At 54.9% G+C, this 25690-nt stretch carries 20 protein-coding genes; 5 read left to right on the forward strand and 15 right to left on the reverse strand.

The features are described 5' to 3' along the window. Window positions 1–81: 81 nt before the first annotated feature. Window positions 82–3714, forward strand: coding sequence for a transcription-repair coupling factor (mfd, locus tag VVR27_RS03120; protein ID WP_368547031.1), 3633 nt, complete (start codon window positions 82–84; stop codon window positions 3712–3714). A gap of 62 nt (window positions 3715–3776) precedes the next feature. Here the strand turns inward: mfd and VVR27_RS03125 are convergent, their stop codons facing one another. From VVR27_RS03125 to VVR27_RS03140, 4 genes are all read right to left on the reverse strand, one after another. Next, a complete protein-coding gene (locus tag VVR27_RS03125; RefSeq protein WP_345446075.1) occupies window positions 3777–4100 on the reverse strand; it encodes a hypothetical protein in 324 nt (107 codons plus the stop codon). A gap of 112 nt (window positions 4101–4212) precedes the next feature. Beyond that, entirely contained in the window at window positions 4213–4905 is a 693-nt protein-coding gene (gene deoC / locus VVR27_RS03130; RefSeq protein ID WP_368547032.1) for a deoxyribose-phosphate aldolase, read from the reverse strand. Window positions 4906–4966: 61 nt separating this feature from the next. Further along, the gene (locus tag VVR27_RS03135) at window positions 4967–6655 is read right to left on the reverse strand and encodes a phospho-sugar mutase (protein ID WP_368547033.1); all 1689 of its coding nucleotides are present in this window, start codon (window positions 6653–6655) and stop codon (window positions 4967–4969) included. Between the two features lie 46 nt (window positions 6656–6701). Then, complete coding sequence (locus VVR27_RS03140) at window positions 6702–7487, reverse strand: purine-nucleoside phosphorylase (RefSeq protein ID WP_368547158.1); 786 nt, start codon at window positions 7485–7487, stop codon at window positions 6702–6704. A 264-nt stretch (window positions 7488–7751) separates the two neighbouring features. Here VVR27_RS03140 and VVR27_RS03145 point away from each other — a divergent pair, with 264 nt between their 5' ends. Continuing rightward, a complete protein-coding gene (locus VVR27_RS03145; RefSeq protein ID WP_368547034.1) occupies window positions 7752–9170 on the forward strand; it encodes an NAD(P)H-quinone dehydrogenase in 1419 nt (472 codons plus the stop codon). A 62-nt stretch (window positions 9171–9232) separates the two neighbouring features. Here VVR27_RS03145 and VVR27_RS03150 read toward each other — a convergent pair whose 3' ends face one another. The 4 genes from VVR27_RS03150 to VVR27_RS03165 all read right to left on the reverse strand — a co-directional run bounded on the left by VVR27_RS03150 (window position 9233) and on the right by VVR27_RS03165 (window position 15029). Further along, window positions 9233–10627, reverse strand: coding sequence for an MFS transporter (locus tag VVR27_RS03150; protein WP_368547035.1), 1395 nt, complete (start codon window positions 10625–10627; stop codon window positions 9233–9235). Window positions 10628–10796: 169 nt separating this feature from the next. Further along, entirely contained in the window at window positions 10797–12611 is a 1815-nt protein-coding gene (locus tag VVR27_RS03155; protein ID WP_368547036.1) for a biotin carboxylase N-terminal domain-containing protein, read from the reverse strand. Between the two features lie 104 nt (window positions 12612–12715). Further along, window positions 12716–13384, reverse strand: coding sequence for a nucleoside triphosphate pyrophosphatase (locus VVR27_RS03160; RefSeq protein ID WP_368547037.1), 669 nt, complete (start codon window positions 13382–13384; stop codon window positions 12716–12718). A 121-nt stretch (window positions 13385–13505) separates the two neighbouring features. Next, window positions 13506–15029: an aldehyde dehydrogenase family protein gene (locus tag VVR27_RS03165; protein WP_368547038.1), complete on the reverse strand. Its 1524-nt coding sequence runs from the start codon at window positions 15027–15029 to the stop codon at window positions 13506–13508. A 145-nt stretch (window positions 15030–15174) separates the two neighbouring features. Here VVR27_RS03165 and VVR27_RS03170 point away from each other — a divergent pair, with 145 nt between their 5' ends. Continuing rightward, entirely contained in the window at window positions 15175–16224 is a 1050-nt protein-coding gene (locus VVR27_RS03170; RefSeq protein WP_368547039.1) for a Gfo/Idh/MocA family protein, read from the forward strand. Between the two features lie 39 nt (window positions 16225–16263). Here the strand turns inward: VVR27_RS03170 and VVR27_RS03175 are convergent, their stop codons facing one another. From VVR27_RS03175 to VVR27_RS03205, 7 genes are all read right to left on the reverse strand, one after another. Then, the gene (locus tag VVR27_RS03175; protein WP_368547040.1) at window positions 16264–17967 is read right to left on the reverse strand and encodes a DUF885 domain-containing protein; all 1704 of its coding nucleotides are present in this window, start codon (window positions 17965–17967) and stop codon (window positions 16264–16266) included. Window positions 17968–18185: 218 nt separating this feature from the next. Further along, complete coding sequence (locus tag VVR27_RS03180) at window positions 18186–18824, reverse strand: ABC transporter ATP-binding protein (protein WP_237203387.1); 639 nt, start codon at window positions 18822–18824, stop codon at window positions 18186–18188. A gap of 14 nt (window positions 18825–18838) precedes the next feature. Beyond that, window positions 18839–20947 (reverse strand): hypothetical protein, encoded by a 2109-nt coding sequence (locus tag VVR27_RS03185; protein WP_368547041.1) that lies wholly within the window; start codon window positions 20945–20947, stop codon window positions 18839–18841. Then, window positions 20938–21225 (reverse strand): lactococcin 972 family bacteriocin, encoded by a 288-nt coding sequence (locus tag VVR27_RS03190; RefSeq protein WP_368547042.1) that lies wholly within the window; start codon window positions 21223–21225, stop codon window positions 20938–20940. The genes VVR27_RS03185 and VVR27_RS03190 overlap by 10 nt, the downstream gene beginning before the upstream one ends. A 231-nt stretch (window positions 21226–21456) precedes the next feature. Continuing rightward, on the reverse strand, window positions 21457–21783 hold the full coding sequence (locus VVR27_RS03195) for an acyl-CoA carboxylase epsilon subunit (protein ID WP_368547043.1): 327 nt from the start codon (window positions 21781–21783) through the stop codon (window positions 21457–21459). A gap of 13 nt (window positions 21784–21796) precedes the next feature. Beyond that, window positions 21797–23410: an acyl-CoA carboxylase subunit beta gene (locus VVR27_RS03200; RefSeq protein ID WP_346873353.1), complete on the reverse strand. Its 1614-nt coding sequence runs from the start codon at window positions 23408–23410 to the stop codon at window positions 21797–21799. Window positions 23411–23608: 198 nt separating this feature from the next. Next, entirely contained in the window at window positions 23609–23893 is a 285-nt protein-coding gene (locus VVR27_RS03205) for a YciI family protein (RefSeq protein WP_368547044.1), read from the reverse strand. A 216-nt stretch (window positions 23894–24109) separates the two neighbouring features. Here VVR27_RS03205 and VVR27_RS03210 point away from each other — a divergent pair, with 216 nt between their 5' ends. Together VVR27_RS03210 and VVR27_RS03215 are read left to right on the forward strand one after the other, a co-directional pair. After that, window positions 24110–24958 carry a biotin--[acetyl-CoA-carboxylase] ligase gene (locus VVR27_RS03210; RefSeq protein WP_368547045.1) on the forward strand — a complete coding sequence of 283 codons (849 nt, stop codon included), beginning with the start codon at window positions 24110–24112 and terminating at the stop codon, window positions 24956–24958. Window positions 24959–25012: 54 nt separating this feature from the next. Continuing rightward, window positions 25013–25510 carry a PH domain-containing protein gene (locus tag VVR27_RS03215; RefSeq protein WP_368547046.1) on the forward strand — a complete coding sequence of 166 codons (498 nt, stop codon included), beginning with the start codon at window positions 25013–25015 and terminating at the stop codon, window positions 25508–25510. The last annotated feature ends 180 nt before the right edge of the window (window positions 25511–25690 follow it).

Raw genomic sequence — 25690 nt, forward strand, 5'->3', positions numbered from 1 at the left:
CCTCTGAGTGGCCCTGCCTGAGGTGATGCCTGTATGGAATAATGAGAGAGCTGTTGTTCCGGGTTTGGAAGGGGAGAATACATGGCTTTACATGGCATAACAGAGGCACTCAAGGGCGAGGGGACCTATGCCGCCATCATGGGTGTCGCTGCCGCTCATCCAACTGCAAGGGCGGATGAATTTGTTATCGGGTGCCCGGAGGGTGCGAGACCCTTTTTACTACAAGGAATTTCGAATGTCACCAACATGGGGGACACTGTCAGGCCCCCTGTTGTTTTAGTGATTACTGCCACTGATCGAGAGGCGGAGGATACGGTATTAGCCTTGTCCTCTTTGATACCGGCAGAAGAAGCGGTGCTTTTCCCTGCCTGGGAAACCCTTCCTCATGAAAGGTTGTCACCTCGCAGCGACACTGTGGGTCAGCGGCTTTCGGTTCTTCGATCCTTGGCGGGCCTGGGGGCAACCTTTCCTCGTGTTGTGGTTGCACCGGTCCGTTCACTGCTACAGCCTCTTGTGGCAGGTTTGGAAAAGATGGAACCCGTTGAAATTAAAAAAGGCCAAGAGGTCGATTTTAATTTAACTGTGAAACAGTTAACACAAGCTGCCTACTCGCGAGTAGACCTTGTTTCTAAAAGAGGTGAGTTCGCAGTGCGAGGTGGGATTTTAGATATTTTCTCACCAGTTTCAGATTACCCGGTACGCATCGATTTCTTTGGCGATGAGGTTGAAGACATCAGATACTTTTCAGTAGCTGACCAACGCACTATCAACGCCGAGAATCACCCCGGTGTTTTCCTTGCACCACCCTGTAGAGAACTACTCATCACACCCTCCATCATGAGTAAAGCCGCCCGGCTCAAGAACAGCTACCCCGGCGCTGCTGGCATGCTCGAAAAAATTGCCGGCGGTATTTACGTTGAGGGAATGGAATCCCTTATACCTCTACTGGTTGATAACATGGTCACGCTACTAGATCACCTGCCTGAAGGCTCTTTGCCCATCATCATCGAACCTGAACGTGTTCGCTCCCGTGCCGCGGATCTCGTCGCCACCAACGAAGAATTTCTACACGCTGCCTGGGACTCGGTAACAGACGCATCTGACGCACCCATCGATCTGGGACAAAACGGTCTATCGGATTTAGGCTCAGGCAGTTTTAGAACGGTTGCCTCGATGCGTGAACTTGCTCTGGCTAAAAATATGGGCTGGTGGGCCATGACCTCACTTGGCGTTGATAGTGCCATTGATGATGATGTTGACTCAGTTCAGTTTGCCGCTCGAGTGCCCCATACCTATGCCGGTAACGTTACTGAGCTGTTAGATGAAGTAGGCAAAAAAGTAAAAGATGGTTGGCGTATCGCTGTAGTCACCCATGGGCCCGGCCCCCTGGCCCGCTTGCTCGATCTCTTCCAAGAAGCTGAGATTCCGGCGTCCAGAGTGGAGAGTCTCGAACGAGCTCCTGAACCGGGCATTATCGAGATGACCACAGCTAGTGCAGGGCATGGCTTCATGATGGACGGCGCTAAGTTGGGGCTACTCACGGAGGCTGATATTTTGGGGCGCACATCGCCCTATGCCACCCGTGATTTGCGTAGCGGTAAGTTGCCGTCTAGACGCCGTAAGAACGCGGTGGATCCCATGAGTTTAGCTGCCGGTGACTATGTGGTGCACGAGCAACACGGTATCGGTCAGTTTGTTGAGCTGGTACAGCGTCCTATCGCCGGGGCTACTGTGACTCCAGGACAACTCAAGCCCATGAAGGAATACTTGGTTCTGGAGTATGCCCCCACCAAACGGGGAGGCCCCAAAGACAGGCTATTTGTTCCCAGTGACCAGTTAGATCAGGTCTCTAATTACGTGGGTGGAGATGCTCCCACTCTCTCAAAAATGGGCGGAAGCGACTGGGCTAAAACTAAGAGCAGGGCACGTAAAGCCGTCAAAGAAATTGCGGCTGATTTGATTAAGCTTTACTCGGCTCGCCAGGCTTCACGCGGCCACGCATTTGCGGCTGATACACCCTGGCAATCTGAACTAGAAGAAGCCTTCCCCTATAACGAAACTCCCGATCAGCTGGTTGCTATCAACGAGGTCAAGGCTGATATGGAAAAAGAAGTTCCCATGGACCGCCTAATCTCGGGCGACGTGGGCTACGGCAAGACCGAAATCGCGGTTCGAGCTGCCTTCAAAGCTGTGCAGGATGGTAAGCAGGTGGTGGTTCTCGTGCCTACCACCCTGTTGGCGCAACAGCATTTTGAGACCTTTACCGAACGCTTCTCTGGATTCCCTATCAGCATCCGCGTGCTCTCCCGCTTCCAGAAGGCTAAAGAATCTGCTGAAACATTAGAGGGCATCAAGAACGGTTCAGTGGACGTTGTCGTGGGCACCCACCGTATTCTCTCGGAGTCCACCGAGTGGAAGGACCTGGGCCTGGTCATCATTGACGAGGAGCAGCGTTTCGGTGTTGAGCATAAGGAAAAGCTCAAGACCATGCGCACTAACGTTGATGTGCTGGCGATGAGCGCTACCCCCATTCCGCGCACCCTGGAGATGTCTCTGACCGGTATTCGCGAGACCTCCACCCTGGCAACCCCACCCGAGGAACGCCACCCCGTACTGACCTTTGTTGGGGCTCGTACTGATCAGCAGGTTACCGCGGCTATACGCCGTGAACTTATGCGTGAAGGCCAGGTATTTTTCGTTCATAACCGGGTATCTTCTATCGAAGAGACCGCCAACCAATTGCAGAAGTTGGTACCTGAGGCGCGCATTGCAGTAGCCCACGGTCGGATGAGCGAATCTCGGCTGGAAAAAATTATCGTGGATTTCTGGGAACGTAAGTTTGACGTCCTGGTATCAACCACCATCGTGGAGACCGGCCTCGATATCTCTAATGCCAACACCCTCATTGTTGACAATGCCCAGAATTATGGTCTTTCGCAGCTTCACCAGTTGCGTGGACGCGTGGGGCGCGGGCGAGAACGTGCTTACGCCTACTTTCTCTACCCACCCGAAAAGATGCTGTCCGAAGTCGCTCATGAGAGGCTGAAAGCGGTCGCAACCCACAACGAGCTGGGTGCGGGCATGCGTTTGGCTATGAAGGACCTAGAAATCCGTGGTGCCGGCAACCTCCTGGGAGGCGAGCAATCTGGGCATATCGCTGGGGTAGGGTTTGATCTCTATCTGCGCCTGGTGGGGGAGGCCGTCGCCAACTTCCAGCACGGTGAGAAAGAAGAGACACCAGCGGAGATCAAAGTTGACCTACCGGTCAATGCTCATATGCCGCATGACTATGTCTCTTCAGAGCGTCTGCGGCTTTCTGCCTACCGCCAAATCGCCCAAGCACTGACAGTTGAAGAACTGAACGAAGCCCGCGAAGAGCTGGTAGACCGCTACGGTGCTCTGCCTGAACCTGTAGAGAACCTCTTTACCATTGCTGCCCTGCGCCAACGCGCGCGTGCAGTGGGTTTGAGGGAAATCGTTGCTATGGGGCCAAAGGTTCGCTTCTTCCCGGTTAACAATCTGCCCGAATCTAAACAGATGCGGCTAGAGAGAATGTACCCCGGTTCCCTTTACCGCCAGGTGCCCGGCACCGAGAACTGGCAGATTCTGGTCCCCCGCCCTAAGACCGCTAGGGTGGGTGGAAAAGATTTGGTGGACGCCGCTATGGTTGAATGGACGGAGCAGTTCCTCCACGCCATCTTCGAAACCAGCTAATAGCCGATACGCAAAATGGGACTCCCCAACCGGGGAGTCCCATTTTTATTGTAGCGTGGTGACTACTTCATGTAGAGATCGGTGCCACCTGAATGCACGGCTTCATTGGTCTTTGACGGTAGAACCCAGAGCGGGATTATGAAAGCAAGGGCGTAAAGCACGATTGCGATAGACCACCAGATCCAGCCACCCTCGGGGTAGGTGCCCAGCGCGTAGAAGCAACCGAGCAGAATGCCGAAGCAAAGTACGAAGAGTGCGATGTTGGAGCCCATTTCCTTGGTACCGGAGTGCTGGGGAGTACCTGAACGGGGAGGGTTACCTGATTCCAGGCCGAGTGACTCGACGTTTGAGCGCTTCTCAGCCTCAGAGCGATCGTTATCAGACATAAGATAGTCCTTTGGGTGTGTGTACAGCTTAATGTTTAGTATAGGTGCTCAGGGGCAGCTTCGCACGGTGTGTCACTAAAATGAACGCCAACTTGAGTAGGTGGCGCGTGCTTTAGTAACCGCTTTCGCTTGCCTCGCCTGCACCAATAATAGCGATTCCCTTTGAAGCGCCGATACGGGTCGCTCCGGCAGCAATCATTGTCAAAGCCTCTTCACGGGTGCGGACACCACCAGAAGCCTTAACGCCCAGCTCAGGGCCAACGGTTGCGCGCATGAGGGCGATGTCTTCAACGGTTGCTCCGGCAGAGGAATAGCCGGTAGAAGTCTTCACAAAATCGGCTCCGGCTTCAACGGATGCTTCACAAGCCAGAACTTTCTGATCATCGGTCAGCTCACTGGTCTCGATAATGACCTTAAGAGTGGCACCGCCGGCGTGAACGGCGTCTGCCACAGCCTTGATATCTGCCACCAGAGCAGCGCGGTGGTTGGCGCGGGCGGCTGCAATATTGATAACCATATCAACTTCGCGGGCACCCGCCTCTACAGCGGTTTTAGCCTCGAACGCCTTGACCTCGGTAGCTGAAGCACCAAAGGGGAAACCAACAACTACGCAGGGCACCGACCGGGAGCCAGCTAGCTCCTCGGCGAGAACCGGGGCCCATACAGGGTTAGCGCAGACACTAGCAAAGCCGTATTCGCGGGCTTCGCTACACAAGCGGCGGACATCTTCTTCAGAAGCGTTGGGGGCAAGAATAGTGTGGTCAATCATTGCTGCGAGCTGGTCGCGGGTTAGCTCAGAGGTCATTGTTTCTCCTAATTGGTGCAGGCAAAATTATGCCTGCTTAAAGTACAAATGGTGGGCGGGTTTAGAGCCCCAGGGCTGCCGACATATCGGCTTTGATGATATCGAGCTTGGTGGCTGCGGTTGCGCGAGCGTCAGCTACTGAACCGGTCACTGGAACTACCGCTTCAAGGTAGCACTTGAGCTTGGGTTCGGTGCCCGATGGTCGCACGATGACTCGTGAGTCGTCCTCTGTGTAGTAGCGCATACCGTCGGTGGGAGGCAGGGTTTCGGTACCCTCGGTGAGATCCTCAACAGAGGTTACTGATGAGCCTGCTAACTGGGCCGGGGCGTTATCGCGCAGTCGCTTCATCATGGCAGGAATGAGTGCCAGGTCCTCAACGCGAACCGAGAGCTGGTCGGTAGCGTAGACGCCGTGCTGGGCTGAGAGATCATCAAGCAGAGCGGGTAGACTGCTGCCAGCATCCTTGAGCTCCTGAGCGTAAGCCGCCATGACCAGGGCAGCTGAAATACCGTCCTTATCGCGCACCTGGGCATGGTCTACGCAGTAACCCAGTGCCTCTTCGTAGCCAAAGCTCAGGTTTTCTACACGGGCAATCCATTTGAAGCCGGTGAGGGTTTCTACATGTTTGACGCCGGCGGAATGAGCAAGCGCCCCCACCTGGCGTGAGGAGACAATGGAGTTAGCGAAGGTTGCCTCAGCAGGGTTCTCGAGGGTGGAGAGCGTGCGGTTGGCTAGAATCGATCCGGTCTCGTCGCCTCGGAGCATACGCCAGGTGCCGCCGTCATTGATGGCAAAAGCCGCGCGGTCAGCATCGGGATCGTTAGCAATAATCAAATCGGCATCCAGCTTCTGCGCCAGAGCAAAGGCCAGGTCGAGGGCGCCGGGCTCTTCGGGGTTAGGGAAAGTGACGGTAGGGAAGGTGGGGTCTGGGTCCGCTTGCTCCGGCACTAGCGTGACATGGGTGAAACCTGCCCCGCGTAAGACAGCTTCGGCAGTTTTGCCGCCCACACCGTGCAGAGGGGTCAGCACAATCTTAAGGTCACGGTCCTGCTGGGGTACGAGCGAGAGGACCTTCACGATGTAGTCATCGGCCACAGTATCGGGCAGGACACTCCAGCCCTCGTCAGCTAGAACTGGCTGGCTAACAGCGGCAATAGCGGCCGCGATGTCACCATCGTAGGGAGGGACAATCTGAGCGCCGCGAGCGCTCTCCTCTACTGCCTGACCGCCCAGATAGACCTTGTAGCCGTTATCGTTGGGAGGGTTGTGAGATGCTGTGACCATCACACCAATTTCAGCTCCGTATTCACGGGTAGCCCAGGCCGTCACAGGGGTGGGTAGGGGAGAGGGCATGAGCTTGACCTCGATACCTGCTGCAGTGAAAATTGCTGCGGTATCGAGAGCGAAGACATCAGAATTCTTGCGTGCATCAAAACCGACTACCGCTGAAACCTGCTCCCACCCTTCGGTCTCAGCACGAGCGGTGGCGTAATCAGCTAGGCCCTGGGCAGCCCGCTGCACCACCACGCGATTCATGCGCATTGGGCCAGCGCCCAGCTCAGCGCGCAAACCTGCGGTGCCGAACTGCAAAGTACCAGAGAAACGATCAGCTAGATCAGTTGCTGCAGCTTCATCGCCAGCCTCAGCCTGAGCCAGAATACCTTCAAGCTGGGTGCGAGTCTCAGCGTCCGGATCATCAGTAATCCAAGCGTGGGCCTGCTCGACGAGCTGAGGTAAAAGGGTAGACATCAATAAATCCTTAGATTTCAGCAGCCACATTATGGCTGGCCAGTGGTTAGAGGGAAGCGATAATGTCTGCCAGAAGGCGGGAAATACGGGGGCCAGCGGCCTCGCCTGCTTCGATCACCTCAGCATGGCTGAGCGGTGTTTCCTGAATACCGGCAGCCAGGTTGGTGACCAGTGAAATACCAAATATCTCGAGCCCGGCGGCACGAGCTGCAATAGCCTCTAAGGCGGTAGACATGCCAACCAAGTCGGCACCTAAAACTCCAGCCATCTTTACCTCTGCGGGAGTCTCGTAGTGAGGACCGGGGAACTGCATGTAGACACCTTCCTGCAAGGAAGCGTCAATGCTGCGAGCGATTTCACGGATGCGAGGGGAGTAAAGATCAGTGAGATCAACAAAGTGTGCACCGGTCAGTGGGGAAGCTGCCGTGAAATTAAGGTGATCAGAAATGAGCACCGGTTCACCGGCGGAGTAAGCGGGATTCAAGCCGCCGCACCCGTTGGTCAGAATCATGGTCTTGGCGCCGGTAGCCGCCACGGTGCGCACCCCGTGAACCACCGCGTCCACACCGCGACCCTCATAGTAGTGGGTGCGTGAGCCAATCACGAGAGCACGCTGGCCCTCCGGGGTAAGGATTGAGGTAAGGGTGCCGGGGTGGCCCACCACAGCAGCCTTATGGAAACCAGGCACCTCAGAAGCATCAAGAGTATGGGTGACCTCGCCGATGAGGGTGGCGGCTTCGCCCCAGCCCGAACCCAGAGTCAGGCCCAGATCGTGCTTCTCAACACCGGTCTTCTCAGCAATAAATTCAGCTGCCTCACGAGCCCGCACCAGCGCGGGATGGTTGGGGTCAGCGGTAGATACAGTGGGGGTATTTGATTCATTCAACACACCTTCTAGCCTACCAATAATGACGGGGCGAGACTAGGTGGATCCGAGGGGCTAGGTCTTTGGTCGAAAGACGCGGCTGACCCAGAAGAGTAAAGGGAAAAGGTGCAGGGTAAAGGAGCGTGCCCAACTTACACCCTTCAGCGTTCTAGCCCTAAAATTCTGTGCCTGCAAGTTGAGCCATCCTGGGATGTGGGACACAATGGATAGGTGACTCTAAAAACAGATTTTTCTTCCCACAAACTCGTCATCCTCGGCGGCGGCCCCGGCGGCTACGAAGCTGCTCTGGTGGCAGCTAGCCACGGTGCCGACGTTACCATCATCGAAGATAAGGGCATGGGCGGATCAGCCGTGCTCACCGACGTCGTTCCCTCCAAAACCCTCATTACCAGTGCGGACGCCCGCAACCGCTTTGGTAAGGCACAGGAGCTCGCTATCTCGGTGGGCGAAGACGATAACCCGCCTCAGATTTCGGTGGACCTTGCCAAGGTTAATCAGCGCCTCATTGACCTAGCTCTACAGCAGTCCCACGATATTAAGCGCACCCTGGAACGCAACGGGGTGAAGGTAATTGCCGGGCGTGGCATGCTCATTGACCGTAACACTGTTCAGGTAACCGATGCTGACGGGCTGACTTATGAACTCAATGCCGAGTTCATTCTGCTGGCTGTTGGTACCCACCCGCGCGAGCTACCAACTGCACAGCCAGACGGGCAACGTATTCTCAACTGGACCCAACTGTATGACCTCAAAGAACTACCTACAGATTTGATTGTGGTGGGCTCCGGTGTAACCGGCGCCGAATTCGCATCAGCCTATGACGGCCTGGGCTCTAATGTCACCCTTATCTCTTCGCGCGACCAGGTGCTTCCCGGCGAAGATGGGGACGCTGCAACCGTGCTGGAGAACGTTTTTGAACGTAAGGGTGTGCGGGTTCTACCGCGCTCGCGCGCGGAGGGTGCTGAGTACAACGAAGCCGGTGACGGTGTGGTAGTTACGCTCTCTGACGGTCGCAAGGTCGCAGGTTCCCACGTCCTGATTGCCGTTGGATCTATCCCCAACACCGAGAACCTGGGGTTGGATGCAGTCGGTGTTGAGATTTCAGAAACCGGTCACATTAATGTGGATCGTGTTTCACGTACCAATATTTCAAATATCTACGCGGCCGGTGACTGCACCGGTGTTTACCCACTGGCGTCGGTTGCTGCCATGCAGGGGCGGGTGGCGGTCTCCCACATGCTGGGTGACACGGTCAAACCTTTGCGTACCCACCAGGTTGCAGCCAATATCTTTACTGCCCCCGAAATTGCGACTGTCGGGGTCAGTCAAAGCGAAATCGAAGCGGGTAAGTACCAGGCTGATATGGTCATGCTGCCCCTGGCAACCAACGCACGCGCTAAGATGCTGGCGGTAGAAGACGGTTTCATCAAGATTTTTGCCCGTAAACATTCAGGCACCGTCATCGGTGGTGTGGTGGTAGGGCCTCGTGCCTCCGAGCTTATTTTCCCGCTTTCACTGGCAGTGGATAAGAAACTGCACGTGGACGATATCGCCGAGACTTTCGCGGTCTACCCCTCGCTCAGCGGCTCTATTTCTGAGGCTGCCCGCCAGCTGCACATCATGCAGTAGGGTTTCAGCTCCACCAAAAAGTCCACCGAGAAACCTCGGTGGACTTTTTTGTAGTGAGCGATTTACTTGGTGCGGGCCATGGTGGAAAGATCAACATCACGGGTTTCGTGAGTGATTGCCATGAAGATGAAAGTGAGAACCCCGGCACCTGCCAGGTAAAGGCCCACAGCACCCACACCGCCGTTAGCATTCAGCCAAACCGCTGCATAAGGGGTCAGTGCAGCACCCAAAATTGAGGCTACGTTATAGGAGATGCCCGACGCGGTGTAGCGGACGTTCGTGGGGAAGAGCTCGGGCAGGTAGGCCGACATGGAGCCAAAGGTCAGGCCCATGAGCGTCATGCCGATTGCCATGAAGAGCACGATGCGGCTGGTGTTAGCTTCAGCGCCGGTGCCCACCACCTCGGGGTTCATGAGCAGGCCAAAGCAGAGACCGAAGGCGATAATGCAGGCGGTGATGACGAGCTGCGATGAGCGTCGACCGTATTTATCCGCTAGCCATCCCGAGACAGGAACCATAGCTGCAAAGAAGAGGATGGTGATGAGCTGAATAACGAGGAAGCTGCGGTAGGGGATGCCCAGGCCACCCTTCTCTGCTGCGCCGATGCCAAAGGAAAGAATCCAGGCAGTCATCAGGTAGAAGAGCACGTAGGTTGCCAGCATGATGAAGGTACCCTGAATCATAGGCCACCAGGCAACCTTGAAGGCCTCAACCAGCGGGGTCTTAACCTTCTCGTCCTTAGCCACCGCCTGCTTGAAGACGGGAGTCTCTTCTAGCTTGAAGCGAACGTAAAGACCTACAGCCACCATAATGACGGAGGCGATAAAGGGAACGCGCCAGCCCCAGACCAGGAAGTTGTGGTCCAGGCCGTCACCGGTAGCGACCGAGGTGAAGCCCATCGTTACAGTTAGCAGAAGCATGAAACCGTTGGCGAGAATGAAGCCGAACGGTGCGCCCAGCTGGGGCCACATGGCAGCGCGGGCGCGTTTACCTTCTTCAGCGTACTCAGTGGCGAGAAGAGCCGCGCCGGACCACTCGCCACCCAGACCCAGACCCTGGCAAAAGCGCAGGATGGTCAGCATGATGGGCGCCCACAGACCGATGTGGTAGTAGGTGGGGAGCAAGCCGATGAGGAAGGTAGCAATACCCATGGTGAGCAGTGCGCCTACCAGGGTTGCCTTACGGCCTACCTTGTCGCCAAAGTGGCCAAAAATCACGGAGCCAATAGGGCGGGCAACGAAAGCAGCCCCAAAGGTCGCCATCGATGCAAGAAGCTTGGCAGTGTCATCTTCACCGGTAAAGAAGAGTGCTGGGAACACTGCCACGGCTGCGGTGGCGTAGATGTAGAAATCATAGAATTCGATGGTGGTGCCGATCAGCGATGCCATGATGACGCGGCTGCGGGGTATGGTGATATCGCTGGCCGACGCGGCCGTTGATGCGGGTGAAGTGGTCACGGAAAGCTCCTGTATATACCGCTGACACGGTGATATGTGGTGTAACAGAAACTCACTGTAAACTGCCTGACTGCTATATGAAACCGGATTTCATATTCTAAGACGTTGTCTGGGGTAAAAAAGCGCCGGGACGCAGCTGTAAGTTGCATCCCGGCGCTCGGATAAAAATTTAGCGAATGGTGGCGATGACTGCCCCGGCAGAGACGGTTTCACCCTGCTTGAGTTTCAGCCCATTGACCTTGCCCGCCTTGTGAGCGGTGATGGGCTGTTCCATCTTCATGGCTTCAAGAACTACGATGAGATCGCCCTCTGCTACTTTGGCGCCCTCCTTGACGGCTACCTTCACGATGGTCCCCTGCATGGGGCTGGTCAGCTCATTGCTGTTGGCCACTGTGGTACCACCACGGGTTGAGCGTGACTTGCGTGCCTTAGCTGCTGCGGGTTTAGATACCGCTGAACCTCCGAATGCGGGAAGCGTGACCTCAAGTCGCTTGCCACCCACCTCAACGGTCACCTTCTGACGCTCGTCTCCGTCATCAAGTACGCCCAGGGCGCCGTTGTAGGCGGGCAAGGTGTTATTGAATTCAGTCTCAATCCAGCGGGTATGCACACTAAAGGACTGCCCATCAGCAGGTGCAAAAGCCGGGTCTTTAATGACGGTGGCATGGAAGTTAGCTACGGTGGGCAGGCCCTCGATCTTAAGCTCCGTCAGTGCCCTGGAGGCACGAGCAAGAGCCTGCTCGCGGCTATCACCGGTCACAATCAGCTTAGCTAGCATGGAGTCAAAGTTGCCCCCGATAGTATCACCAGAAACCACACCGGAATCCCAGCGGACGCCGGGGCCCTGCGGCACGATCAGTTTTTCGATGGTACCGGGGGAAGGCATGAAGCTGCGGCCGGCGTCCTCACCGTTGATGCGGAACTCGAAGCTGTGCCCGCGCACCTCGGGGTCGGTCGGGTTGATTTCTTCGCCGCGCGCAATGCGGAACTGTTCACGCACCAGGTCGATGCCGGTGACCTCTTCAGAAACAGGGTGCTCTACCTGCAGGCGGGTGTTAACCTCAAGGAAGCTGATGGTACCGTCGGTACCAACCAGGAACTCGCAGGTGCCTGCGCCCTGGTAGCCAGCCTCTTTGAGGATAGCCTTGGACGCATCATAGAGGCGCTGATTCTGTTCTTCGGTGAGGAAGGGTGCAGGGGCTTCTTCAACCAGCTTCTGATTGCGGCGCTGTAGGGAACAGTCGCGGGTAGAAACGACCACAACGTTGCCGTGGGCATCAGCCAGGCACTGGGTCTCGACGTGACGGGGGGAATCGAGGAAGCGCTCAATGAAACATTCGCCGCGGCCAAAAGCTGCGATGGCCTCACGTACAGCTGACTCATAAAGCTCGCCGATGCCCTCGCGCTCGCGAGCCACCTTGATGCCGCGCCCGCCGCCGCCGAAAGCTGCCTTAATTGCTACGGGGAGACCGAACTCGTCGGCAAAGGCTTCAACTTCTTGGGGGCTGGTGACCGGGTCTTTGGTGCCGGGAACCAGGGGAGCGCCCACCTTCTCGGCGATATGGCGCGCTGCTACTTTATCACCCAGCCGGTTGATAGAGGCGGGGGAGGGGCCGATCCAGGTGAGGCCAGCGTCGATGACCTGCTGGGCGAACTGGGCGTTCTCAGAGAGGAAGCCGTAGCCTGGGTGCACAGCGTCGGCGCCTGAGCGCTGAGCAACTTCAAGGAGCTTGTCCATTACCAGGTAGGATTCAGCAGCAGTTGAGCCACCCAGGGCATAGGCTTCATCGGCAAGTTGAGCATGCTGAGCTTCGCGGTCAGGTTCAGCGTAAACTGCTACCGTCGCGATGCCCTCATCTTGAGCAGCACGAATAATGCGTACCGCAATCTCACCGCGGTTAGCGATCAGAACTTTGGTGACTGGGCCGGTGTGGCGCCCGGTCACCGGGATGAAATTCTGTCCAGCATCGATAGTTTCAGTCACTCAAAGCTCCTTGGGAAGTATTGCGCCACGTCAAGGCGTCTAGTTGATGGCGCAACGGCTCATTTTAGGTGGCGTTTAGAAAAAATTTAACCGCATCTTGAAATTTATCGCGAATTTTTCCAAATGTCGCTGATTGAAACACCGAACGTGGTGAGCATCGTGCGGAGGGCATGTACCGAGAGACCGACGATGGTGTGAAATTCTCCCTCAATACCCTTGATAAAAGCTGACCCAAAACCGTCGATAGTAAAGGAGCCAGCTACCCAGAGTGGCTCACCGGTCGCCACGTAGCTTTCTGCCTCAGCCTGGGTGAAGTGATCAAAGTGCACAGTGGCGCTACGTAACTCACTGGTTTCTACCGGCTGCTGCCCGCGGTGATCAATCAGCCAGTGGCCGGTATGCAGAACCCCAGATTTTCCGCTCATCGCTGTTATTCGCTCTAGTGCCACTTCTGCACTGCCGGGTTTCCCGTAGGGCCGCCCATCAAGTTCAAAGACAGAATCACACCCCAGGATAATTGCCCCCGCGCACTGGGGGAGGGCTGCAACAGTGCGGGCTTTAGCTTGAGCCAGTAAAAGGGCAGTCTGGGCAGGGGAGATATCGTCGAGCCCCTTGGTGTAGGCATCTTCCTGTGCTGCTGCCAGGGCGGCATCCTCATCAACATCACTGACAATAACCTCAAAACTAATGCCCGCGTCCTCAAGAAGTTTCTTACGAGCGGGAGACTGAGAAGCCAGAACGAAGCGGGGCTGTTGGGTGGGGATAGTATGCATAGCTCTAAGTGTATTGAATAGCCAGCTTTTGCGGTTGCTTAAACCCCGCACCATCCCTCAGCATCCTGCCTGATATGCAGGGGGGTATGAAGGGTGGCGCGGGGTCTAAGTGAAGCGGGGCTTAGAAGAGACCCATGGGCTGGTCTGAGTAGGACACCAGCATATTCTTGGTCTGCTGGTAGTGATCCAGCATCATCAGGTGGTTCTCGCGCCCGATGCCACTCTTCTTGTAGCCACCGAAAGCTGAGTGAGCTGGGTAGTTATGGTAGTTATTGACCCAGACTCGCCCTGCCTGAATGGTTCGCCCGGCGCGGTAGGAGATGAACTGGTCGCGGCTCCAAACGCCGGCACCCAGACCGAAATCGGTGTCGTTGGCGATGCGCATAGCTTCGTCAAAATCGGTGAAGCTGGTGGTAGCTAGGACGGGGCCGAAAATCTCTTCCTGGAAGATGCGCATATCATTGTTACCGGCGAAAACGGTGGGCTGAATGTAGTAGCCACCCGCTAGATCTCCGCCCAGTTCGCAGGCTTCACCGCCGACCAGGACGTCCGCGCCTTCATCCTTGCCGATTTTAAGATAGCTAGTGATTTTGTCCCACTGTTCCTTGGAAGCCTGGGCGCCCACCATGGTTTCAGTATCCAGGGGGTTGCCCTGCTTCATGGCCTTGACTCGTTCGAGTCCAGCTTCAAGGAAAGAGTCATAGATAGGCTTTTGGATCAGGGCGCGCGAAGGGCAGGTACAGACTTCGCCCTGGTTGAGACCGAAAGAGGCAAAGCCTTCAAGAGCCTTGGAGTAGAAGGAGTCCTCTTCGCGAGCCACGTCCTCAAAGAAAATGTTAGGGGACTTGCCGCCTAGCTCCAGGGTGATGGGGATGATGTTCTCTGCGGCAGCCTTCATAATGATCGAGCCAGTAGTGGTTTCGCCGGTGAAGGCAATTTTGCGGATGCGCTTGCTCCCTGACAGAGCAGCGCCTGCTTCAGTACCAAAGCCGTTGACTACATTTAGTACGCCAGGAGGCAACAGGTCCTTCCAGAGGTCAACCAGGAAGAGAATGGATGCCGGGGTCTGCTCTGCGGGCTTGAGCACAATGCAGTTGCCGGTGGCTAGGGCCGGTGCAATCTTCCAGATCGCCATGAGGATAGGGAAGTTCCAGGGGATAATCTGCCCCACGACGCCCAGCGGCTCGTGGAAATGGTAGGCGACGGTGTCCTCATCGATTTGAGATAGACGGCCTTCCTGGGCACGAATGGCTCCGGCAAAGTAGCGCAAATGATCTGCTGCTAGGGGAATGTCTGCCGCTAGAGTTTCGCGCACCGGTTTACCGTTATCCCAGGTTTCGGCTACCGCGATAGCTTCAAGGTTGTCCTCGATAACCTGGGCTAGTTTGAGCAGTAAGTTGGAGCGTTCGGTGACGGAGGTTTTGCCGTAGGTTTCAAAAGCCTTCCAACCGGCGTCCAGTGCTTTATCGATGTCAGCGGCGGTGCCGCGGGCTACCTCGGTAAAGGGCTTGCCGTTGACCGGTGAGATGTCTTCGAAATACTGGCCTTCGGCGGGAGCCACCCATTCGCCACCGATGAAGTGGTCATAGCGGCTTTTGAAGGTAGCGAGTGAATCTGAGGTGCCTGGGGCGGCGTAGACAGTCATGGGGTCTCCTTTGACGAAACTGTTTGTAACACGGGTCACGTTTCAAGAAGTCTATCCGCTCACTGAGGTGGTCGGCAAGGGTATATTTTGAGAAAATAGGCAGCCTTCGCGCTGCACACCTTATGCGCTACCCCGGAGGAAAAATATGGATAGCCCCCGCCTCGGTCTCATCGGGACTGGAATGATAACCCAGGAATTCGCGGCAGCTACTAAAGCTGAGAATGCCTTCGAGCTGGTTGCGGTGATGAGCCGCTCTAGCACTACCGCACGTTCCTTTATTGAGGATGCTGATCTAGACCGGGTGTGCATCACTACCGAAATAAGCGAGTTGCTGGGGCATTCGTTAGATGCGGTATATATTGCTTCCCCCAATTCCTTCCATAAGAATCATGCCTTAGCCGCCATCGACGCTGGGGTGAATGTCATGGTGGAAAAGCCAGCTTTCTGGAACCCCGCGCAATGGCAGGAGGTACACCGTGCCGCTGAAAGAGCCGGGGTCTTGGTCTTCGAAGCTGCGCGGCATCTTTTTGAGCCCGGCTTTGAAACAGTTGGTCAGTGGGTGGATGAACAGAAGTCAAGCGGGCGAGAGGTGACAGGGGCCAGCCTGAACTTTCACCAGTATTCTTCACGCTGGGACGCTGTGCTGGCAGGCCAGGAACCCAACATTTTCTCGCTGTGTCACGGCGGTGGTGCCCTGGTTGACCTGGGAATTTACACGGTCTATGCAGCGGTCGCCTGGTTTGGGGAGCCGCAGGCTATCTCTTACAGAGCCCAGCTGGCGCCGACCGGGGTGGATGCTGCCGGCGTCCTGCTACTGACCTACCCCGGCTTTACCGCTGAGCTATCTTTCTCTAAAAGCCAGGTCTCCCGCCTGCCCAACGAGATTAGGGCAGGACGCTCGGGCTTGGTGCTGAATGCGGTGCAGGGAATCGACAGGGTAAAGACAGTCGAGGGGCAGACCCTCTTTGAAGCAGGGAAACCCGGTGCACCGTTGAGCCAGCTGATGCGCTCTGAAGCTCTTGCCTTCGCGGAGCTGATCGCAGCTCAAAGGCAAGGTAACCTCACCGCGCAACAGAGGGAACACTACCGCTACCTAACTCAGCTTTCGCGCACCGTTAATCGCATCTGCACCGAGGCGCGCCACCAGGCGGGCATCGTATTTAGTGGGGAAGTTGATAGCTCTGAAAAGCACTAACTCGGGGCTGATGTCCTAGCGAAGAGCAAAATACTCAGTCTAATAACCCAGTGCTCGCTTGAGGGTATCTAGGCCGACGGAACCGAGCATGAGGGCGCGGGTGTGGAAGTCCCTATCTGAGACACCGGCGGCGCGGGCGTCCTCACGCAGGTGCAACCAGAGGCGCTCGCCGACCTTATAGGAGGGAGCCTGCCCCGGCCAGCCTAGGTAGCGCAGGAATTCAAAGCGGCGCTGGCCTTCTGACATGTCCAGGTTGGCTTCCAAGAAGCGGTAGCCACTCTCGGCATCCCAAACACCGGGTTCAATGCCGAGTTCATCGACCCAACGCTGAGGGATTTCAAAGCCACAGTGCAGGCCGATATCAAAGACGACGCGGGCGGCGCGTAGGCGCTGGGCGTCCAGCATACCCATGCGGTCGCCGGGGTCCGCCAGGTAGCCGAGTTCGTCCATGAGGCGTTCGGCGTAGAGAGCCCAGCCCTCGCCGTGGCCCGAGACCCAGCAGGCTGAGGCGCGCCAGTTGTTGAGGGATTCTGCCATGGCGGTTGCGGTGGCTACCTGTAGGTGGTGGCCGGGGGTGCCTTCGTGGTAGACAGTGGAGACTTCGCGCCAAGTGCCGAAGGTGTCTTCGCCTTCGGGGACTGACCACCACATGCGGCCGGCTCTTTCGAAGTCGGCTGACGGGCCGGTATAGTAGATGCCGCCCTCTTGGGTGGGGGCGATCATGCATTCGAGGTTTCGCAGGGGCCCTTCGATGGTGAAGTGTTCTTTGGAGAGAAAATCCAGGGCTTCGTCGGAGAGTTTCTGCATCCAGGCTTGGAGTTCATCGGTGCCGTGCAGAGTGCGGGCGGGGTCAGCATCCAGTGCTGCCTTGGCCTCTTCGATACTGGCACCGGGCTTAATCTCTTCTGCTACTTCCTGCTGGGCTGCGATGATGCGGTCTAGCTCTTCAACGCCCCAGGCGTAGGTTTCTTCTAAATCTAGGGTAGTACCCACGAACTGGCGTGAGTAGAGGGAGTAGCGCGTACGTCCTACAGCGTCTTCTTGGGGTGCTGCCGGGCGCAGGGTTTCCTGCAGATAGGTTAGCAGCTTGCCGTAGCCTGCCTTGGCGGACGCCGCGCCCTCCTTGGCATGGTCGGCGTGGGTGGGAGCTGCTTCGGCAATTTCAGCGGCCAGGGCGTCAAAGAAACCACCGTCAGCGATGTAGGCGGTCACTTGCTCGATGGCGGTATCAATCTGGCGAACAGCGGCTACGCGGCCGCGGGTGTGTGCTTCTTCGAGGCTCTCGATATAACCTTCGAGGGCAGAAGCGACGTTATGCAGGCGCCCTGCAATAAAACCCCAGTCTTCTTCATTATTGCGGTTCATGAGGTCAAAGACTGAACGGATGCCCTGAATGGGGGAGGCTATGTTATTGATTTCCCAGGTTCCCAGCCCCGCCTCATGAAGCTCAAGTTCTAGGCCCAGACGCTCCTGCATGGCGTCGACGGTGACTTTATCGATGTCATCGGTGATTTCTGCCTGATTCAACTGTTCAAGGGTTTCACGGATGACAGCGATATCGGCAGCGGTGCCGGCGGGGGAGAAGTCGGCGTATTCGTTTTCCCTGCCCTTGCGCCCTTCTAGTGTGGCGCTGGCGGGGTCTAGCTCCAGGCACTTCTCGTAGTAGGCATTGGCAATTTCATCGACGCGAGTTTGTGGGCGGTTGGTGGTAAAAATAGCAGGTAAATCTGGGTGAATAGTCATGAGACCTATATTACAGTTCAGATGCAGAAAAGGGCCTTCACTCTTGCCGGAGTGAAGACCCTTTTTAAAAAATTGAACTACTGGGGGCTTTCTTTGGTGAACCAGTAACTCACGGTTTATCCGATCATGTTACTGAACAATATAAAACGAAGATGACGGCACAAGGTTGCTATCGGGCCTCTGATAGGAAAAACTAAGGTACGCAGGGCTTGATTGACTTAACCTAGATCGATTGAGTCATGTGCATAACCGAGTAGACGAGCATCATGGGTAGCTATTACAGCGATACCGCCTTTGTCGCAATGGTTTTGAACGAAGTTTATAACTCTTTGCGCATTGCCATCGTCAAGTGCTGCAGTCGGCTCATCGAGCAGAATCAGGGGTGTATTCCTCAATGCTAGCCTGATGAGACTCACTCTCTGTTGTTCGCCTCCACTGAGTTGGTAGACAGGTTTATCCAAAAAACTGTAGTCAAGATCGAAGTAGTTGAATGCAGTCTCTGCTCGGGTCTGATCTTGCTTAACTTCGTACCCAGCAAGTTCTATGTTTTTGCGGACCGACCAGGAGCCCACTAACCCGGAGTTCTGAAAAGCTAGACTAACAGTGTTTCTAAGGTAGTTTCTCTTAGCTTTTCCCTTGAGCGTTGAAGGGTTAATACCATTGAAGTCAATGATTCCAGAGGACGGTTTTTCTAGGGAACCTAAGCATTGCAAAAGAGTAGTCTTGCCTGAACCGCTGTGACCGCGAAGCGCTATAAAATTACCTGACTCTGCATTGAGACTGAGGTTTTCCCATAGCGTCCGTTGGGGAAAACTGTAACGGAGTTCCGACAATATGAGTGAGTTTTTCTCTTTCATGTAGATCCTTGGATTTAGGAGATTTCGAGCGTAAATCTAGATAACGTACGTTCTAACTGTTTAAGTGTAAGAACTACCACGGAAGCCGAGACAAGAATCATTGCACTAGCGATAATAAGAATTACTGTGAGGGGGAGCTGTGTTGTTGCAACGATAAGAGAAATTGGTATAGCTGCTAATAACATATTTTTGATGACAAAATCACCGTAGGTTTCAGTAAAACTAGCTCCTGATGTGAGTAGAAGAAAAATTGCTGAACGGTTCCTTGCTTGGTAGATAGTGGCCAGGATGACGTTTCCTAGAAGTAGTGCAAGCAAGGCAACAGAAGTTCCTACCAGAGAGATACTGAAAGCTACTTTCCTATCAACGGCTGCTAAAGCCGAATTTTGAGTTGTGTACTCATAGCCGACTACTGCGTACTCTAAATTTTCCTCATTTACAGCTTTTTTTAGTGCTGTGTCGTCAAAAACAATCCCGTATTCTCCAATAATCTGTGGGGGAATGACATGATTTGCTGAGTGACTAACTATAACTATCGGGTTTTCAAGGTACATGCTGGTAGGTAAGTTGTAACTCAACAGCGGTAAGATTCCTGTATCAATACCGGTATAGGACCTAACCATTGTTGCTGGACGCGGGTTTCCCCCCAGTTCTTGTTGAAACTCTGCCCAGCTTTTAACCTCAGCTACAATTTCCTCCTCATATGGGGAATAAGACTGGGGTATTAAGACAGCAACTGATGATTCTTCTTGGGAGGTATGGATGACTAAATCAAGTGTTGATGCATCCAACTGAGTGAAAGTCATCAGGTAATTGGGATTGACCAGGAGTACATTATCCGAAACAGATGAAGGTGTATCATACAATGGGTTTTTGCTGGCGAGATAGCTAGTCTGATCTATTTCGAGTTGGGCAAACACATTGCCAAGTTGCTCTTTAGCATAATCAGCTTGTGAAGACAGAAGGGCGTAGCCCATGACAGGCTGTACCAGATTTGTATGCTCGTTTCGCAGGGTGTCAGCGTGCGATTCCTTTTCATCCTCATTCTTGAGGGTAAGCGTATCGGAGATACTTACCATTGAACCCAAAAAAGCAACGACAACCAGGAGGCCTGAAAGTGCTCCCAGTAGAGTCATTGGGCGTCTGCCCTTGTTTAGTGCTCCAAGTGAGTATTTAACAGTGCAGATGCGTATACTCAGGATGCTAGTTACTAATGCGCTGGTAAGGATTAGTGCCTGTTGAATCGCGATAATGGCTATACTTCTCAGCCTATACCCGTCTGCAAATATCACGCTATAGAGACTCAATACGATTGTGCCAAAAACTAACGGTGCATATACCGGTAGCAGTAATGATGCAATTTCCCTCAGAGAAACGTAGAGCGGGGCCTCCCCTCCAACGACTCGGACTGAGACTATAGCGAGCCTGACACTTTGTAGCTGGCACAAAGATATGACAAGACAGATTAAGAGAATAGCTACTGCCACTGCCCAACCGTTACCAACTAGAAAGAAAAACCATAGGACGTAGCCTGGCTGGGAATGTACGGTTGTACTATTAGCTCCTAGCTTATTGAGTGTATCCGCTACGGCTTGAGAGTCTTGAGAGGTGCCGTCTATGAGGTAGGTTCCCGTAAGCTGATTACGGTTCAGCTGCTTTTCTGGGTACAGGTGTGAAGGGTACTTGTCGCTGAAGCTTGGGAACGATTCTGTATCTAGATTACCGATTACCCTGTCCGCATTACCTGATATTAGGTAATAGTCGGACGCCGTAACACCATTGTCTAAAGACACTGAACTCTTATAAATATTAATATTTTGAGCTTGCGCAATTGAATTTAGTTCATTCAGAAAGCTTTCTGTGGAAATATTACCAGGAAGCTCTGTTACAGACACTCCTGTTTTAAAGCCCTCTGGCCCCCAGCGATCTTGGTCAACCAAAAAAATATAAGTAGCTGAGACAAAGATTGAACTAAGTAGAAAAGAAGTAATCCAAGCGAGAATATATGCGAAACGGATATGGCTATTCATTGGCTTTTTGTTTTTTTTGGGGGGGGCGGGTTGGGGTTCCCACATTTTGAAACCCCAACCCTGTTTAAGATTGGCAGAAGATTCTAACGCCAATAGCTTGTGTTTCCACCCCAGGTAGCACGAATGTTGGCTTTGGACCAACGATTGGTGGGCGCGGTGGCGCTATTGCATTTATTAGCGTTGCATGCGGTGCTACCGTGTGCTCTTGAGGGGTGGTGATAATTTGACCAGGTGTTCATAACAACATAATTCACCCCCTGGTCCCAGGTGCCGCCCCCTACATTGTGGATGGCGGCGTTAGCTGCGCTTGCACCGCCGAAAAGGCTGGCGCTGAGAGCAACAGTGGCAAGGATCTTTTTAGAGAACTTCATCGTTTCCTCCAAAGTATGAAAAGTTTGGTGCGTCTCTCCAACGGATTCGCTAACTTAAAGTATTCCCTAATCGCAGGCTGTTCCGCAATAGTTTGTAGATGGTTTCTGAAATTAATTTTTATATTAGATCGATGGGTCTAAATTAGATTTTGGAATGGTTCCAATTATGTTCAGAGTTCTAATCTTGGAAATATTTTGCTCCAAAGTATTTGGATTTACTAGGTAAAGAAACTACTGCGGCCGTGCCCGCTTCCAGGAGCCCGGGCCCGGCCGCAGGCGAGCGCCTAGCTGCTGGGTGGTGTTCAGGCGGCGCTGCCAGTGCTCCAGTGTAGTTTCCCTATTCTGCTCTGCTTCCGCGGCAGAAGCTGCCACCACTGCGGTTAGAGCTGCCAGCTCCTCGTCGGTGGGGTTGCCTTTGACCACCGTCAGCAGGGGAGCCTCCGAAGGGGCAGTTATGCTGCCGGCCTGGCTAGCGTCATCCTGCGCGGTTACAGGGGTGGGTGCTGGTGCCGGTTTCTTACCGAAGCCCAAGAGCGAGAGGGGGTTGGGGGTTGCCATAGAGAATTAGCCTTTACAGAGGAATATTGCCATGCTTTTTGGCCGGGCTTGCTGCCCGCTTATCGTTCAAGGCACGCAGGGCGCTGACGATGCGCACACGGGTCTCTGACGGAGCGATGACCTCATCAATATAGCCCAGCTCAGCTGCCTGGTAGGGGTTGAGCAGCTCTTCTTCATACTTGGTGATGAGCTCAGCACGGCGGGCCTCGACGTCCCCACCTTCTTCGGCAAGGGCGGCAAGCTCACGACGGTAGAGAATGTTTACCGCGCCCTGAGCGCCCATCACACCGATTTGAGCGGTGGGCCAGGCAAGGTTAATGTCTGCGCCCAGCTTCTTGGAGCCCATCACAATGTAGGCACCGCCGTAGGCCTTACGGGTAATGACGGTAACCAGAGGAACAGTAGCCTCAGCGTAGGCATAGAGCAGCTTAGCACCGCGGCGGATGATGCCGTTGAATTCCTGGTCGGTGCCGGGCAGGAAGCCGGGTACGTCCACAAAGGTCAAAATAGGAATGTTGAAGGCATCGCAGTTGCGCACAAAACGGGCAGCCTTCTCGGACGCATTGATATCCAGGGTGCCAGCGAACTGCATAGGCTGGTTAGCCACGATACCAACGGTCTTACCCTCAACACGGGCGTAACCGATCATGACGTTGGGAGCGTAGAGCGCCTGCATTTCCAGGAAATGCCCGTCATCCACAACCGCCTCAATCACCGAGCGCATGTCGTAGGGCTGGTTGGCTGAGTCGGGGATCAGCTGATCCAACTCAAGGTCATCTGCGGTGGGTTCGGGGTCCTGATCATGGTCTAGGGGTAGGTTGACCGCCAGGTTGTTGGAGGGCAAAAACTCGATGAGCTCGCGCACGAAATCGAAAGCGTCCTCTTCATCCTCTGCCAGGTAAGTAGAGGTACCGGTGACCGCATTGTGCTGGCGCGCCCCGCCCAGTGTCTCCATATCAATCTCTTCACCGGTTACGGTCTTAATGACATCCGGTCCCGTGATAAACATGTGACTGGTCTTATCAACCATCACGATATAGTCCGTCAAAGCGGGGGAGTAGGCTGCACCGCCAGCTGAGGGGCCCATAATCACAGAAATCTGCGGAATGACACCTGAAGCGCGCACATTCATGCGGAAGATATCAGCGAACATAGCTAGGGACGCCACGCCCTCCTGGATGCGGGCGCCACCACCATCATTGATACCAATGACCGGGCAACCGTTCTGGAGTGCGAACTTCTGCACCTTAACAATCTTCTCGCCGTTGACCTGGGACAGTGAACCGCCGTAAACCGTGAAGTCCTGAGAATAAACAGCCACCAGGCGGCCGTCAATCGTGCCGTAGCCTGAAACCAAGCCATCGCCTAGAGGGCGCTTCTTATCCATACCAAACGCTGTGGTGCGATGGCGCGCCAGAGCATCAAACTCAACAAAAGAACCTTCATCAAGCAACATCTCAACACGCTCACGGGCGGTCTGCTTACCGCGCTCATGTTGACGATCAATCGGAGCCTGGCCGGTAGGAGCGAGAGTCTGCTCCCGGCGGGCATAAAAATCCTCAATCTTTCCTGCGGTTGTTGAAAGATCTGGCCCGCTGTCAGCCTGCTCGGTGAGATTCTCGCTCATGGTGCCTCTTCACGCTCTTGGTGTGTCTAGGTGCCCCGGGTCAGGGCATTCGTATCAACTATAGTCGTCGCCTGAGCCGAGGGTAAATTTTTTTAGGAATTTTGGGGTGTTTTCTCTAAATAAGAGGGGTAAATGTTTGGTGGACGCACCCGAAGCTGGCTTCGAGTGCGTCCACCAAATACGTGTGGGCAAGGAAAGCTACTGACTCACCTTGCCAATGACTGCGTTCCATTCGCGCACCTTATAGCCGGTGAGGACGCCGCCGGTGCTCATGGGGTCAGCCGCAATGAGAGTGTCCAGGTGTTCCTTGTTATCAGCAACAAAAATGAGCAGAGCGCCAAAAGGCTCCCCATCGGGGTAGGCGCCTGCGGCGTGCAGGTTACCTTCTTCATGAAGTCTGGCCAGGTACTCGCGGTGGGCTGGGCGGTGTAGCGTCTGAAGATCGGCAGGCCCGTAGGAATACTCAACAGCGTAGGTGGTCATAGGTTGCTCCCTAAAATATTGTGAGACTAGATTCAAGAAATCCTGCTGTGTTACTGGGACCGTGTGGGGTATCTTTGCACCAGTTGGCGCAAGGATGCCCCATCGGGTTTCCATACATCATTGTTTTGCAAGACTGCTGAACTGAATTGCTCTCCCCAGTATCTCACCTCACAGGCTCGCCGCTAGTATTAAGAGGCAGATTAAAGAAAGGTAACCATGACTCAGCTTGACCCCAGCGCTGTTGACCTACCCGGCTTCGACCGGGTAGAAATTCTTGAGAGTATCGGCTCAACTAACGACTACGGGCGGGCCGTACTGATGGGGGATGCTGTGGCTCGGCGCAGCTGGGGCGAGCTGTCCGTCATCTCAACCGGGGACCAAAACGCCGGGCACGGGCGGTTGGACCGGGTCTGGTCAGCACCTCCGGGATCCAGCTTGGCGACAACTTTTGTGGTGCGTCCTCACGCCAACCCCCGTGTGCACATTGCCCCCGATCAGTACCACTGGCTAACCTCCCTAGCCGCACTTTCAGTCCGCGACGCACTGATGCAGGGCTTTAGCCTGGTTCCCAGCATTAAGTGGCCCAACGATGTGCTGTTAGGTAACCGTAAGGTATGTGGCATCCTGGCGCAGCTAGTACTAGAACCTGAGGGCGATATCTCGGTAATTGTGGGGGTGGGGCTCAATCTCAATATGACCGCTGAGCAGCTGCCGGTCCCCACTTCAACCAGCACCTTGGTAGAGAGCGGTCAGCTAGCTGACCTGGAGCAGGTGCTTACTTCTTTAGCGACCCGGTTTGAGTATTACTACCGCGAGTTTGCGTCAGGCGGGTTTGACGCATCACAGCCCTTTGGCGGTGCCAGCCTGTTGGAGCGCCTGCGCGGTGCTCTCAGCACCATTGGTGCCCATCTCACCATTCATCTGCCGGGCGATGAGACCTTCCGCGGGGTTGGTGTTGATATTGCTGACACCGGAGAGTTGGTAGTCCGGGCTGAAAACGGTGAAGAACGCCAGTTTACGGTAGGGGACGTCGTGCACGTGCGACCCGATGGCTATGGCTCCTAGTCTCCCGGGCTGCCTGAAGCAAACATTCAGGTTTAAGCACTACACTCTACAACGATGAAAATTAGAGGTGAGCTCATCCCTGGCGAATATGTTCTAGCGGCAACCCGGTCCCACGGGGTGCTACTTTTGCGCCCCCTTGGTTGGGCGCTAGGATCGATGGTGGCGTGGAGCTTTTCCTCAGCACTTGGAACTGATTCCCGCTGGATCAGTTATTTAGCACTCGCGCTAGCACTTGGACTGCTTTACCGGGCTGTTAAGAGTGGACTGCGCTGGTGGCTCACCAGCTATGTCCTTACCAGCCACCGCCTTTTAGTGCGTACCGGTATGAAATCTTCTACCGACGTATCAATTCCTCTTGAGCTCATTGAGGGTGCTAACCTAAAACGGCTTACACTGATGGGAATAGTGGATGCCGCGCCCATAGTAGTGCGGGTGAGAGGGCAGCAGTATATTTTGAAGGCCGTGCCCGATGCTGCCCGTTTCTCGCACGAAATAAGGCAGGCACAGATGAACGTGCTTGCTACTGGTAAGGATCGCACCCAGGGCAACTGATGCCTAGCTTTTCTTAAAAATTGAGAAATGAGATGTGGGCAGGGTTAAGATGGAAGAATGCGCCACAGACTGCGACCAGTCGTAGTCCAGCTCACAAAAGAGTATTCTGGATGTAGACCGTCACCCACCAGGGCCCGTCTGATAACCGCAAACACCAGAGACAGCGAAAGCGAGAGACTC

The sequence above is a fragment of the Rothia sp. LK2492 genome, from assembly GCF_040946345.1.
GTDB lineage: Bacteria > Actinomycetota > Actinomycetes > Actinomycetales > Micrococcaceae > Rothia > Rothia endophytica.